The following is a 14,171-nucleotide window of genomic DNA, read 5'->3' on the forward strand; positions in this document are numbered from 1 at the left end:
AACCACCTGCGCCAAAGGGCTTTTTTATGCCCGTCGATCATGTATCGGCAGCATGCACATACAATACGAAGGAATCAACATGGCACGAGATATTAAAGCTCCGCCCGGAGACGCCGGTCTTGCACCCAACGGTCTCTCGAAAGAGATGATGGACAAGGTCGAGGCTGGTTCGCTGGCTAAGCGCGTTTTCTGGCCCGCTGCCATCATCATGGCGGCATTCATCGGATGGGTTTTGCTCTTTCCCACCAGCGCGCAGGAGATTTTCTCTAACCTGCAGACCCAGGTCATCGGCTACTTCGGCTGGTACTACGTTGCGCTGGTAGCGTTTTTTGTTATTTTTGCGCTGTACGTGGGCTTCTCCCGTCTTGGCGACGTCAAAATCGGTAACGACGATGACGAGCCCGACTTCGGGTTTATGACCTGGCTGTCCTTCCTCTTCGCAGCGGGTATGGGCATCGGTCTGGTGTTCTACGGTGCATCCGAGCCGCTGATGCACTACGTGAACCCGCGTCCCGGCGTTTCGGGTAACGACGCGCAGGTAGCGCAGGCTGCAATGAGCCAGTCATTCTTGCACTGGGGTCTGCACCCTTGGGCTATCTACGTGATCGTAGGTTTGGCGCTTGCATACGCTACACACCGTCAGGGGCTGCCCCTGTCAATTCGTTACGCGCTGAAGCCGATTTTCGGTAAGAAAGTTGAAGGTGGCTGGGGCGACGCGATTGACGTTGTTGCTCTTGTAGGCACCCTGTTCGGTGTTGCAACCTCTATGGGCTTGGGCGTTATGCAGATTGCTGCTGGTCTGGGCTACATGAACATCGATGCGAACACTAAGCTGGGTTACGTTATTATCATCGCTGTTCTGACCGTTGTCACCCTGGTTTCAGTGGTTACAGGTCTTGAAAAGGGCATGAAGTGGCTGTCTAACGGTAACCTGATTCTGGCGGCAGTCGTCTGCCTGTTTGTGCTGGTAGCTGGCCCTACAATCTTTATCTTCCGCGAATTTGTTTCAGCTATCGGTAACTACGCTCAGAACTTCATTTCGCTGACATTCAACACCTTGGCGCTGTACGGCGATGAGGGACAGAAGTTCCAGGCTACCTGGACTACCTTCTATTGGGGCTGGTGGATTTCATGGTCGCCCTTCGTAGGTATGTTCATTGCTCGCGTTTCTAAGGGTCGTACCGTTCGCGAATTCGTTCTCGGTGTTCTGCTGGCACCGTCACTGATTTCATTCTTCTGGTTCACCGTGATGGGCGGCTCAGCTCTCTACCAGGAGCTTTTCACCGATAAGCCCTCACTGCTTGAAGCAGACGGTAGCGCAGTTGCTGAGCATATTCTCTTCAACATGCTGGGCAATATGCCCGGATCAGTTGCTCTTACCATCGGTAGCGTTCTGCTGATTATCATCTTCTTCGTGACCTCAGCAGACTCAGGCGCTCTGGTTCTGGGTATGATTTCCACCCACGGTTCGCCCGAGCCTAAGACCTGGATTCGCGTGTTCTGGACGCTGGTTGCAGGCGCAGCATCCGTTGCTCTGCTTCTTGCAGGTGGTGCGGAATCGCTGACCACCATCCAGACCGTCGCTATTCTTACTGCACTGCCGTTCTCCGTCGTCATCTTGCTGATGTGCGCATCCTTGACTAAGACCCTGCGCCACGAGCACCAGCTCATTGTGCGCGGTCAGCGTCGGCAGGCTCGTCAGGAAATCGAGCGAGCTGTTCACAGCCGCGTCTCTGACAACATCGATGAGATAGTGGCAACCGAGGTCAAGTCATCGGTTTCATCGGTGGTGGACGCTCGTGTTGAGGCAGCAGTTGATGAGGCCGTGGCTGAAATAGTTGAAGAACGCGTTGAAGCTGCGGTATCAGACGTTGAGTCTCGCGTGGATCGCGTGGTCAACCAGGTCAACCTGCACAGTGTAGCCATTGAGCAGATGACCGATACTCAGGCTCAGCGTTCTCTCACTCAAGAAGAAGTTGAAGCTGACCGTACAGCTAAAAAGCCGGGTACTTCGGCTCCTTGGAAGAAGTAGAGACTTCTCCCAGGCTCTAAAGAGTGAGTGACTTTCTATCGCGCTCGCACACTGTGTGCGGGCGCGATAGTGCTTTAAAAAGCGAATGTGCCTGGACGTTTTATAGGTGTCGAGCGCACCACAGATATGGGGTGTGGTGCAATAGACAAGCTTTTAGGGGCATTCAGTAGGTATGATGTACCTAAAGCCCGTGCTGTTGCGCGCCTAAAAACTTGTTATAGCGCACACGAGCATTTCTATTCCCTAGATTAAGCGAGATCATAACGCATGTCTGAAAACACCGCTTCACGTAGCGATCTACGCAATGTGGCAATCGTTGCTCACGTTGACCACGGTAAGACCACCATCGTTGACGCGATGCTCAAGCAGACCAACGCATTTAGTGCACACGCGGATGTTGAAGACCGTGTCATGGACTCCGGCGACCTTGAAAAAGAAAAGGGCATTACCATCCTCGCGAAGAACACCACCGTGTTCTACGATGGCCCCAGCTCAAACGGTGAAAAGATCACCATCAACGTCATTGACACCCCCGGCCACGCCGACTTCGGTGGCGAGGTTGAGCGCGGTCTGTCCATGGTTGACGGTGTTGTTTTGCTGGTGGACGCGTCAGAAGGTCCCCTGCCCCAGACCCGCTTTGTACTGCGTAAGGCACTTGCTGCAAAGCTTCCCGTTATTGTTGTGGTTAACAAGGTTGACCGCCCCGACGCTCGTATTGACGAAGTCATCGGCGAGACCATGGACCTTCTGCTCGGCCTGGCATCTGATTTGGCTGAAGAAGTACCCGATCTGGACGAAGAATCACTGCTTGATGTGCCGATCGTTTTCGCATCCGGTAAGGCAGGCGCCGCGTCCTTGAACCAGCCTGCTGACGGCTCACTGCCCGATAACGATGATCTTGAGCCGCTGTTCAAGACCATCATCGAACGCGTTCCTGCACCTACTTACAACCCCGATGAGGTTCTGCAGGCGCACGTGACCAACCTTGACTCATCACCCTTCTTGGGTCGTTTGGCACTGCTCCGTATCTTCAACGGCACCTTGAAGAAGGGCCAGACCGTTGCATGGGTACGCCAGGACGGCGAAACCAAGAACGTTCGTATCTCAGAGCTTCTGGCTACCAAGGCGCTTGAGCGTGTTCCCGCTGAATCAGCTGGCCCCGGTGAAATCGTGGCGGTTGCAGGTATCGAAGACATCACCATCGGTGAAACCTTGACCGACCCTGAAACCCCCAAGCCACTGCCGCTGATTACCGTTGATGACCCCGCGATCTCCATGACCGTCGGTATCAACACCTCACCTTTGGCTGGTAAGGTCAAGGGCGCTAAGGTGACCGCTCGCCAAGTGAAGGATCGCTTGGACAAGGAGCTCATCGGTAACGTCTCCATCAAGGTTCTTCCCACCCAGCGTCCTGACGCATGGGAAGTTCAGGGACGTGGCGAGCTTGCTCTTGCAATTCTGGTGGAGCAGATGCGTCGTGAGGGCTTCGAACTGACTGTTGGTAAGCCTCAGGTTGTTACCAAGACTATTGACGGCAAGGTTCATGAGCCCATGGAGCACATGATCATTGACGTTCCCGAAGAATACTTGGGTGCTGTTACTCAGCTGATGGCTGCTCGTAAGGGCCGTATGGACAACATGTCCAACAACGGCACCGGCTGGGTTCGCATGGAATTCAACGTTCCCGCACGTGGCCTGATTGGCTTCCGCACCCAGTTCCTCACCGAAACCCGCGGTGCAGGTATCTCATCGTCCTACGCAATTGGTTACGAGCCCTGGGCAGGCGACATCGAGTACCGCACCAACGGCTCAATGGTTGCAGACCGTGCCGGCGTTGTAACCCCGTACGCAATGATTAACCTGCAGGAGCGCGGCTCATTCTTCGTTGAACCCACCTCAGAGGTTTACGAAGGCATGATTGTTGGCGAAAACTCCCGTGCAGATGACATGGAAGTTAACATCACCAAGGAAAAGAAGCTGACCAACATGCGTTCAGCATCTGCAGATAACTTCGAAAACTTGACCCCTCCGCGCAAGCTGACCTTGGAAGAGTCACTGGAATTCGCTCGCGAAGACGAGTGCGTTGAGGTTACTCCCGAGGCTATCCGCATCCGCAAGGTTATCCTGGACGCTAACGAGCGCGTTCGCGAATTCCGTCGCCGTGCGCGTGCATAAGCTGCACTAGCTGTTATACAAAAGTGAGGTGAGAGCCGGTTGGCTCTTACCTCACTTTTAGTATGGGTGCCGATCAGGTTCGCAGAAAGCACCCAGCAAGACCCTATAAAATAGGTGAGACCTCAAAACACGTATGAAAGTGATGGCAGTGACTCAAGAGAACACCCCCTACTATCCGGAGCAGGGTAGCTTTGTGGCTGAGAACTACGTGCAATCGTTATTGCCCGCAGATCTGGCTCCTGCTGATGCCAGGGTTCTTTTTGTGCACGCGCATCCTGACGATGAATCTACCTCGACCGGCGCCACCATGGGAGCACTGAGTAGAGCCGGTGCACAGGTAGATTTGCTGACTGCTACCCGCGGCGAGATGGGCGAGGTCATTCCTGATGACCTCAAATATCTTGAGGCCTGGGACCCCGGTACTACTGATCGGGGAGAGGGCCTAGGGGAGCTTCGCGAAAAGGAACTCAAAGCAGCCCTTGACGTTTTAGGCGTAAGGCACCATGAATATTTAGGACGCGGTGATGCTCGCGCAGAAAACGGTGCAACGATTTACCGTGATTCCGGTATGGAATGGGGTGAAGACGGCCGCGCTAAGGCTAACCCGGTAGCTGCCGATGACTGCCTGACCAAGCTCTCGGAGGAAGAAGAAGCCGAAGCAATCGCATCCTATATTCGCGCGCACAAACCGCATGTTGTGGTGACCTATGACGATGGTGGCGGGTACGGCCACCCAGATCACGTACGTGTTCATCTTGCGACATCTCGGGCATTGAACATCTTGCGCGGTAGTGATGCTGAGCCGCATCTGGCTTGGGGGCTTGAAGGTGACTCCAACCCCGACGATACCCGCTTGCAGGCTGTTATTGAGGGCGATAAGGACGCTAAACGTGAAGCCATGCGCGCTCACGCCACACAGGTCATTATCGTCTCTGACGACGTCTTTAAATTCTCCAACCTCGTGCCGCAAAAAATCTCAGCGGTAGAGACCTACCGACTTCTCAGTTCAAAGGGTTCAGCATGATGAAACCTTCTTCGCCTACCGCGCCGGGAACAGCATCCAGCGCGATTGCTGCTATAGCGCTGGGTGCTATCGTGGCGTTTTGTGGAACCATGTGGCACGCATCCATCTGGTACCTCTCGCAGACCGTTTATATCCCGTGGGGAACCCTGCTCGCCCTGCTGATGACGTGCCTGGCGACCATCTGGCTTTGCTTGCACACGCAAAGAACGTGGACCGGTGGTCTGATGGGTGTGACGATTTTTGCGATTATTACGTATTTTGCGTTCGGCCGCGCCCGCGATCAATCAGTTTTAGTGCTGATGAATACCGATTTGCCCATTGGCGTCGCTGGTACGCTATGGGGCTTAGGTTCCTTATTTTGCGTGACTTTAGGCATCATTATCGCCGCAAAATCGCACGCCAGAAACCGGGCAAAAGTAGCCCGCGACTAGCTCGATTTTCCGTGTAGTGTATGCCACTAAAATCTGTTTCGATGCAGGTTAAGGGCTAAACTGTTCTAAAGATAACCCAATTTCGCACACAGGACGCCCGGGTCCCATCTCATTCCCACTTTTAGAGATCTCGGGCGGACGCTAGAGAAAGGCAAGCATGACTTACGTTATTGCTCAGCCCTGCGTGGATGTTAAGGACAAGGCATGCGTTGAAGAATGCCCCGTTGACTGCATCTACGAAGGTGAACGTTCCCTGTACATCCACCCCGACGAGTGCGTTGACTGTGGTGCATGTGAGCCCGTTTGCCCCGTTGAAGCTATTTACTACGAGGACGATGTTCCCGAGGAATGGGCTGATTACTACAACGCAAACGTTGACTTCTTTGACGACCTCGGTTCACCCGGTGGCGCAGCTCGCTTGGGCAAGATCGAGAAGGATCACCCGATGATTGCGGCTTTGCCTCCTCAGAACCAGGACTAAGCGTCCATTTACTGATGAAAATCCTGCTGGCTATATGCTGGCAGGATTTTCTTTTAACTTCTTTTATAGCGGCGTTTAGCGTGAAATACGGGTAGCGCTGAGGTTTCTATAGATGAAATTTTTGGTTCTGAACAAGCGGGCGACTTGCCCAGAGGTTTAGACTGGAAAAAATATTCAACGAGCTAGAAGAGATTGACGATGCCTGAATTTGGTTTGCAACTGCCCGATTACCCGTGGGATACCATGGTTCCTTACCGTAAGACAGCGGAGGCGCATCCGGACGGCTTGGTGAATCTTTCGATTGGTACGCCTGTTGACCCTACGCCGGATGTGATCCGCCGTGCTCTTGCTGATGCGACGGATGCGCACGGCTACCCAACAACGCACGGTACGGTTGAGGTTCGCCAGGCGATTGTTGACTGGTTTGAGCGTCGCCGCAATGTTCCCGGGCTGAGCGTTGAGCAGGTGATGCCGACTGTTGGTTCTAAGGAGCTGGTAGCCTGGTTGCCTTTCTTGCTTGGGCTCGGCAAGGGCGATGTCGTGGTGCGTCCAACCGTTGCTTACCCCACCTATGATATTGGTGCCCAGCTTGCCGGGGCGGACTTTGTTGCGGCTGATTCTTTGGACGAGCTGGATGCTGAAACCCGTGCTCGCGTGCGCTTGGTGTGGATTAATTCTCCGGCAAATCCCACCGGCATCGTTCGTGACGTAGATGAGCTGAAGAAACTCGTTGATGACGCCCGAGCTATCGGTGCCGTGGTCGCATCTGATGAATGTTACGCCGAATTAGGATGGGGCGAATGGGACGTTCAGCGCGGCGGACGCTCCGTTCCTTCAATCCTTGATCCGGCAGTAACCGGTGGTTCTAACGACCTATTGCTCAGCGTTTATTCCCTGTCTAAGCAGTCAAACTTGGCGGGCTATCGCGCCGCATTCATTGCGGGCGATGCGGCGATTATGAAGAACCTTGTGAACTCTCGCAAGCATGCCGGCATGATTGTGCCAGCGCCTGTTCAGCAGGCAATGACAGTAGCGCTGACTGAAGATTCACACGTAACGGCACAGAAAGATCTCTACCGCGCGCGTCGAGAAATGTTACTACCTGCCGTCGAGAAGTTTGGGTTGCGCGTCGAGCATTCTGAGGCTGGCCTCTACCTGTGGGCTACAGCGGGGGAGAGCACCTGGGATACTGTGCAGCGTTTTGCCGACAAGGGCATTCTGATTGGTCCCGGTGTTTTCTACGGGGACGCGGGTGAAGGCTACGTGCGTATCGCGCTGACCGGTAGCGATGAAAACATCGCAAAAGCTGCGCAGCGCCTCTCTAACGGTTAAACCTTGCCGGTGCAAATATTTCGTCCGAAGAAGCGCCCGATGTGACCGAGTGCATGATTCAGGGTAATCTAAACAACAGATGTTTGGTGATGTTGAGGTGCACTGTGTTCGATGTCGAACCTTCCACCTCAACTACATTCCACGAAAAATGGAGGAACAATGGCTGAGACTTCAGCAACTCTAAGCTTCGGCAAAAAGGAACTAAAGCTCCCCGGTGTTAAGGCAACCGAAGGTGGCAACGGCTTTTCAACCGCAGGATTGCTCAAAGAAACCGGTCACGTAGCCTACGATCCGGGCTTCATGAACACCGCTAACGCTAAGTCAGCAATTACCTATATTGACGGTGACGAAGGTATTCTGCGCTACCGCGGTTATCCCATTGAAGAATTGGCAGCTAACTCAAGCTTTGTTGAAGTAGCTTACCTTTTGATTTACGGCGAACTACCCAGCGGCTCACAGCTTGATGAGTTCGACACCATGATTCGTCGTCACACCATGGTGCACGAGGACTTCAAGACCTTCTTCTCGGGCTTCCCTCGCGGTGCTCACCCCATGGCTGTGCTTGCAGCGAGCGTTTCTGCAATGTCCACCTTCTACGGTGACTCACTTGATCCTTTCGACGATCATCAGGTTGAGGTTTCTACCTTCCGACTGTTGTCTAAGGTTCCCACCCTGGCTGCTTACGCGTTCAAGAAGGAACGCGGTGAGCCTTTCATCTACCCCAAGAACGATCTCAACTACTCAGAAAACTTCTTGCGCATGTGCTTCGGCTTCCCGACCGAGGACTACGAAGTTGACCCCATAACGGCCAAGGCACTCGATACCCTCTTGCTTCTTCACGCTGATCACGAGCAGAATTGCTCCGCATCAACCGTGCGCCTGGTAGGTTCAGCTCACGCTAACATGTTCACCTCTGTTTCAGCAGGCATCAATGCGCTGTACGGCCCGCTTCACGGCGGCGCTAACGAGGCTGTTCTCAACATGCTCCGTAAGATCAAAGAAGAGGGCATCAGCCCCGAAGACTTCATGGAGAAGGTTAAGAAGAAGGAAGACGGCGTACGCCTGATGGGCTTCGGCCACCGCGTCTACAAGAACTACGATCCTCGCGCACGCATCATCAAGAAGACCGCGGACGAGGTTCTGGGCAAGGCAGGTGGCGATAACGAGCTGCTTGAGATTGCTCAGCGTCTTGAAGAGAAGGCTTTGGCTGATGATTACTTCATCGAGCGCAAGCTCTACCCGAACGTGGACTTCTACACCGGTCTGATTTACACCGCTATGGGCTTCCCCGAGCAGATGTTCACTGTGCTCTTTGCACTGGGACGTATGCCCGGCTGGATCGCTCAGTGGCGCGAAATGATTCAGGACCCGGACACCAAGATCGGACGTCCTCGTCAGATTTACACCGGCGAGAAGCTGCGTCACTACCCGGGTGTAGAGACTAACTAAAGTTTCCGCGAGGGGGCATGTATCGTTCAAAAATCATGAGATTTGAACGATACATGCCCCCTCGCAGTGTATCCGAGCACTACTTATAACGAGGGGGCGGGAACTTTCACAGTGAAAGTCCCCGCCCCCTCGTATTTGAGATTTAAGAAAGCTTAGGCTTCGTAACCGTTGGGGTTGTTCTTCTGCCAGTTCCAGTGGTCGCGAACCATGGTCTTGATATCGCGTGAGGCGCTCCAACCCAGGTCAGCCAGTGCTGATGAAGGATCAGCGTAGGAGACTGCTACGTCGCCGGGACGGCGGTCAACAATCTTGTAGGGCAGTTCCTTACCAGCTGCTTCTTCAAACGCGTGCAGAACTTCCAGAACCGAATAGCCGTTGCCGGTACCCAGGTTCCACGTGTGCAGCCCGCCGTGCTCAGCAATGTAATCCAGTGCCTTGAGGTGGCCGTCAGCCAAGTCAACCACGTGGATGTAGTCGCGCACACCAGTGCCGTCCACAGTGGGGTAGTCGTTGCCGAACACGTTCAGGTGTTCGCGGCGTCCGACTGCAACCTGAGCGATGAAGGGAACAAGATTGTTGGGGATGCCTGCAGGATCCTCACCAATACGACCTGACTCGTGTGCGCCAACGGGGTTGAAGTAGCGCAACAGAGCGATGTTCCATGAATCATCGGATGCTGCCAAGTCAACGAGCATATCTTCGATGTGCTCCTTGGTGCGGCCGTAGCAGGACTGCGCGTCCATATTGATCTTTTCGGTCAGCGGCATTTCTTCAGGAGCACCGTACACGGTTGCTGACGATGAGAAGACGATTGACTTGCAACCCGATTCTTCCATTGCGTACAGCAGATTCAAGGTACCGGTGACGTTGGTCTGGTAGTACCACAGCGGCTTTTCAGCCGACTCGCCAACAGCCTTCAAACCAGCGAAGTGAATAACAGCGTCGGGCTTTACTTCGTTGAACAGATCCTTCATGCCCTGAAGATCAAGCAAGTCAACGTTGCGGAAAGCGGCCTTCTTGCCGGTCAGCTCTGCCACGCGTGCCAATGATTCTTCTGATGAGTTTGCCAAGTTGTCCATGACAGTGACGTCGTGGCCTGCGTTGAGTAGCTCTAGAACGGTGTGCGAGCCGATGTAGCCGGCGCCACCGGTAACCAAAATCTTCATAAATCCCCTTTAGATGAAACCGTGCGTTATTCCCCACGCACGATAAGAAAGCAAATGCTTATTATATAGTGCAATTTCTACTCTACCCGTAGAAGCAATTGCGGTGGCAGTAATTCCGCTAGTGAGCGCACAACTACCTACAAAATTACGATGAAAAGGGGAGTACGAAAAAGGTTTTCGTACTCCCCGGTAATGTTTACCAACTGGAATTAGTTGATATGCAGTGCTTCGTTAAGCTCAACCGTGTTATTTGCGCGGGGCAATACTTCGATTGCACCGGTGAGTGAATTGCGGCGGAACAAAAGGTTCGAGACGCCTGAAAGTTCAACTGCTTTGACGGTCTTAGGCTCAGCGCCCTTTTCAAGAATGACATTGACGCGAGAACCCGCAGTGATGTAAAGACCGGCTTCAACGACGCAGTCATCGCCCAGGGCAATGCCGATGCCAGCTTCAGCACCAACCAGCGAACGTTCACCTATAGAGACGCGTTCGGTGCCGCCGCCGGAGAGAGTGCCCATGGTGGATGCGCCGCCGCCGATATCAGAACCGTCGCCGACGATAACGCCCTGCGAGATGCGTCCTTCGACCATTGAGGTGCCACGAGTACCCGCGTTAAAGTTGACGAAGCCTTCGTGCATGACGGTGGTGCCGGACGCCAAATGCGCGCCAAGACGCACACGGTCAGCGTCGCCAATACGAACGCCTGCAGGTACCACGTAGTCAATCATGCGCGGGAACTTATCTACGTGAGAGATGCTCAGATGGCCACGGGTACGCAACTTGATGGAAAGCTCATTGATTTCAGATGCCAAAACAGGGCCGAAATTAGTCCACGCCACGTTAGCGAGCTTCCCGAAAAGACCGTCAAGATTGATGGAGTTGGGCTCTACCAGCGTATGCGAGAGAAGGTGCAGGCGCAGGTACGCGTCTGATGCGTCAGCGGGAGCCTCGTCCAAGTTGATGGAAACATCCACAACCTCGGTGCGAACGTTGCGAGAAGCGTCCTCCGCAACGAGCTGCTCTAGCGCTGCTCGTGAGGATTCGTCTGCCTCTTTGGTAAGTGCCGGTGCAGGAAACCAGGTATCAAGAACCGTGCCGGCATTGTTGCCAGAATGTACGATGGTTGCCAGGCCCAAGCCTGAAGCTACGCGTGAATCAGTCATACAGTCCAGTCTACGAAAAGATGATGAGTCTTGCCCAGTGGTAGTTGTATGGTGGACGCATGACTACAACACCTCAGACAGCTGATAATTTTTCTGATATCGGACCTCAGGAGCTCGACTTAACCCAGGACGTTGCGGAGCTGACTCGCGATCTTTTAGATATTTTTTCTGTGTCGAGCGATGAGAAACGCATCGCTGATGCTGTTGAGAAGCAGCTGACGTCCTTAGAGCATCTGAGCGTCACTCGTGACGGGGATTCCATTATTGCGCGTACTAACTGGGGCAAGGACAAGCGAATAGTGCTTGCCGGTCATCTCGATACCGTACCCCTGCCGCAGGTTGAAGGGTCTTTGGGTACCGTGCCGAGCCAGTGGGTCGAAGAAGACGGCGAAAAAGTGCTATACGGACGCGGCGCCACCGACATGAAAGGTGGCGTGGCTGTGCAACTGGCATTGGCGGCTGCACTGACCGACGCTCACTATGACATTACCTACGTCTTTTACGATCACGAAGAAGTCGCCTCGGAGCTTTCCGGCCTTGCCCGCCTCATGCGCAATCACGAGTCTTTGCTAACAGACGCTGATTTTGCGGTGCTACTAGAACCCACTAATGGCACTATCGAAGGCGGCTGTAACGGCACCATGCGTTTTTGGATTCACACTCACGGTAAGGCATCCCACTCAGGACGCTCGTGGGTGGGGGAGAACGCGATTCACAAGATGGCAGACGTCCTGGGCCGCCTGGCCACCTACGAGGCCCAAACCTACGATGTAGAGGGACTTGCCTTCCGCGAAGGGCTCAACGCTGTGCAGATTGAGGGCGGTATTGCGGGCAACGTGATTCCCGATCATTCTAAGGTGCACATCAATTACCGTTTTGCGCCCAACAAGACGCTGGATCAAGCTATCGCTCACGTTGAGAACGTTTTTGAAGGCTACGAGCTAGAATTCGTTGATAAGTCGTCAGCGGCGCGTCCTGGACTCGATGCAGAACTCTCACGTTCCTTGATTGAATCTGTAGGTCAAGAGCCTAAACCAAAGTACGGTTGGACGGACGTGGCACGCTTTAGTGAAATCGGTATTCCCGCCGTGAACTTCGGCCCCGGTGACGCTCTACTAGCGCACACCGATAACGAGCATGTCAGCGCCGAAGCCATCCGCGAATGCTACCGCGCACTGTACCAGTGGTTGACTGCCTAGCAGATACGCCCGGGCAGAACTAAAGCACCCGCGTCTTTACCTGTAGTAGGTAGGACGCGGGTGCTTTTATTTGCTGCGAAAGAGCCAGATTACGCCTTAGGAATCTTGAACATCATTTCGGTCTTCGGGCGAGGATCATCGACCTCGCCGGGAACACCGTCAGCGTGCTTGATTTCCACGTTGGAGCGTGAGCTCATGAACTTCGATAGACGTTCAGCAAGCAACGTCAACGCAAAGTTGATGACGATAAACAAGAGAGCTGCCAGAAGGAGCATCTGCAAAATGTTGCCTTCACCGGAGCCAAAGCGTCGTGCGGATGCGAGCACCTCGGGGTACGAGATGATGTAGCCGAGCGCGGTGTCTTTAAGGATCACCACGAACTGTGACAGCAAAGAGGGCATCATGGCGGTCATAGCCTGCGGCATCAGAATCGAAGTCAGAACCTTCCACGGGGTCAAACCGATGGCAAGGCCAGCTTCACCCTGTCCCTTAGGAAGCTGATGAACACCGGAACGCAAGAGCTCTGCAATAACCGATCCGTTGTAGAGCGTCAGACCCAGCACAACAGCGATAAAGGGAAGCTGCTGCGGTGAGAGCACAGAGAACTTGCCCAAGAAGAGCCAGAAGAAAATCATCATGATTAACACCGGCACTGCGCGGAAGAACTCAACAACGATAGTTCCGAACCAGCGTACGGGAGCTAACGGTGAGAGGCGTGCCATGCCAAAGAACACACCGAAAGCTACAGAGGTAACGACTGAAATTAGCGCAGCTTTCAAGGTATTCCACAGGCCGGGCAGAATGTAGTTAGCCCATAGGTTGCCACTGAAAAGGGACGTCCACTTATCAGCCTCAAGCTGTCCCTGACGATGCATGACATAACCGATGTAGCCAAGAAGCGCGAGAATAGCGAGCACCGACAAAATATTGAAAAGTCGGGTGCGAGCCACTGCCTTAGGGCCGGGAACGTCAAAGAGTACAGATGACGAGGTAGTAACTTTACGATTCATCGTTTCACCGCCAGTTTACGTGAAGCCCAGGTAGTGAGCAGACCGATCGGAACCACGATCACCACAAAGCCCATCGCAAAAACAAAGAAGATCATGAACACTAGATCAGAGTTGAACTCGATCATGGATTTCATCATGCCCGATGCTTCTGCCACGGACGCTACGGTAGCAACAGTGGTGTTCTTAGCAAGAGCAATCAGAGTATTGCCCAGAGGAGTAATAGAACCACGCAGCGCCTGCGGGAAAATCACGTAGCGTGCAGTGGGCATAAAACCCAAACCAATAGCACGTGCAGCTTCCGCCTGACCGGTGGGCACAGTATTCACACCGGAGCGAATAGCCTCACACACAAAAGCAGCGTGATAAATCGCCAGGACGATAATTGCGTAGAGAAAGAAGTTAGTCTCAAAGTTGCTTGAGAGGGAGAGTTGAAACTGAGTCCACACGCCCAAAATTGCCAAAGTCATCAAAATGGTCAGCGGAGTATTGCGAACCAAGTGAACGTAGGCGGTACCCGCCGCACGCAGCGAAGGAACCGGTGAAATACGCATCAATGCCAGAATCGATCCGAGAACAAAAGCACCGATAGCTGCCCAGAAGGTCAACTGCACGTTTGTCCAAAACGCATCGATCACATTGTATTTGGCAAAGAGCGTGGAGAGCTGTTCAGAGAACGACATGAAAGTCTCCAATATCTAAAAGTATGTAT

12 protein-coding genes are annotated in these 14,171 nt (G+C 53.7%); 8 read left to right on the plus strand and 4 right to left on the minus strand.

What is annotated here, in order from left to right; all coding sequences use genetic code 11:
* Window positions 1-79 precede the first annotated feature (79 nt).
* From IDM49_RS03950 to IDM49_RS03980, 7 genes are all read left to right on the plus strand, one after another.
* Window positions 80-2,032 carry a BCCT family transporter gene (locus IDM49_RS03950; RefSeq protein ID WP_228008178.1) on the plus strand — a complete coding sequence of 651 codons (1,953 nt, stop codon included), beginning with the start codon at window positions 80-82 and terminating at the stop codon, window positions 2,030-2,032.
* A gap of 267 nt (window positions 2,033-2,299) precedes the next feature.
* On the plus strand, window positions 2,300-4,207 hold the full coding sequence (gene typA / locus IDM49_RS03955) for a translational GTPase TypA (RefSeq protein ID WP_168613827.1): 1,908 nt from the start codon (window positions 2,300-2,302) through the stop codon (window positions 4,205-4,207).
* Window positions 4,208-4,355: 148 nt separating this feature from the next.
* Window positions 4,356-5,231 (plus strand): PIG-L family deacetylase, encoded by an 876-nt coding sequence (locus tag IDM49_RS03960; RefSeq protein WP_190725099.1) that lies wholly within the window; start codon window positions 4,356-4,358, stop codon window positions 5,229-5,231.
* A complete protein-coding gene (locus IDM49_RS03965) occupies window positions 5,228-5,662 on the plus strand; it encodes a hypothetical protein (RefSeq protein ID WP_190725100.1) in 435 nt (144 codons plus the stop codon). Before IDM49_RS03960 ends, IDM49_RS03965 begins: the two co-directional genes overlap by 4 nt.
* 157 nt (window positions 5,663-5,819) lie before the next feature.
* Window positions 5,820-6,143, plus strand: coding sequence for a ferredoxin (fdxA, locus tag IDM49_RS03970; RefSeq protein ID WP_168613824.1), 324 nt, complete (start codon window positions 5,820-5,822; stop codon window positions 6,141-6,143).
* Window positions 6,144-6,341: 198 nt separating this feature from the next.
* The gene (gene dapC, locus IDM49_RS03975) at window positions 6,342-7,475 is read left to right on the plus strand and encodes a succinyldiaminopimelate transaminase (protein ID WP_190725101.1); all 1,134 of its coding nucleotides are present in this window, start codon (window positions 6,342-6,344) and stop codon (window positions 7,473-7,475) included.
* A gap of 159 nt (window positions 7,476-7,634) precedes the next feature.
* Complete coding sequence (locus IDM49_RS03980; protein WP_190725102.1) at window positions 7,635-8,924, plus strand: citrate synthase; 1,290 nt, start codon at window positions 7,635-7,637, stop codon at window positions 8,922-8,924.
* Between the two features lie 152 nt (window positions 8,925-9,076).
* Here IDM49_RS03980 and galE read toward each other — a convergent pair whose 3' ends face one another.
* Both galE and dapD read right to left on the minus strand, forming a co-directional pair.
* Complete coding sequence (gene galE / locus IDM49_RS03985; RefSeq protein WP_190725103.1) at window positions 9,077-10,090, minus strand: UDP-glucose 4-epimerase GalE; 1,014 nt, start codon at window positions 10,088-10,090, stop codon at window positions 9,077-9,079.
* Window positions 10,091-10,299: 209 nt separating this feature from the next.
* Window positions 10,300-11,253 (minus strand): 2,3,4,5-tetrahydropyridine-2,6-dicarboxylate N-succinyltransferase, encoded by a 954-nt coding sequence (gene dapD / locus IDM49_RS03990; protein WP_403214983.1) that lies wholly within the window; start codon window positions 11,251-11,253, stop codon window positions 10,300-10,302.
* Between the two features lie 59 nt (window positions 11,254-11,312).
* On the opposite strand from dapD, the gene dapE reads away from it, so the two are divergent.
* Window positions 11,313-12,452, plus strand: coding sequence for a succinyl-diaminopimelate desuccinylase (dapE, locus tag IDM49_RS03995; protein ID WP_190725104.1), 1,140 nt, complete (start codon window positions 11,313-11,315; stop codon window positions 12,450-12,452).
* Window positions 12,453-12,541: 89 nt separating this feature from the next.
* Here dapE and IDM49_RS04000 read toward each other — a convergent pair whose 3' ends face one another.
* Together IDM49_RS04000 and IDM49_RS04005 are read right to left on the minus strand one after the other, a co-directional pair.
* Complete coding sequence (locus IDM49_RS04000) at window positions 12,542-13,462, minus strand: amino acid ABC transporter permease (protein ID WP_190725105.1); 921 nt, start codon at window positions 13,460-13,462, stop codon at window positions 12,542-12,544.
* Window positions 13,459-14,142 (minus strand): amino acid ABC transporter permease, encoded by a 684-nt coding sequence (locus tag IDM49_RS04005; protein ID WP_168613817.1) that lies wholly within the window; start codon window positions 14,140-14,142, stop codon window positions 13,459-13,461. The genes IDM49_RS04000 and IDM49_RS04005 overlap by 4 nt, the downstream gene beginning before the upstream one ends.
* Between the last annotated feature and the right edge of the window lie 29 nt (window positions 14,143-14,171).

Origin of the sequence: Rothia terrae (assembly GCF_014705925.2) — a bacterium.
Lineage (GTDB): Bacteria > Actinomycetota > Actinomycetes > Actinomycetales > Micrococcaceae > Rothia > Rothia terrae.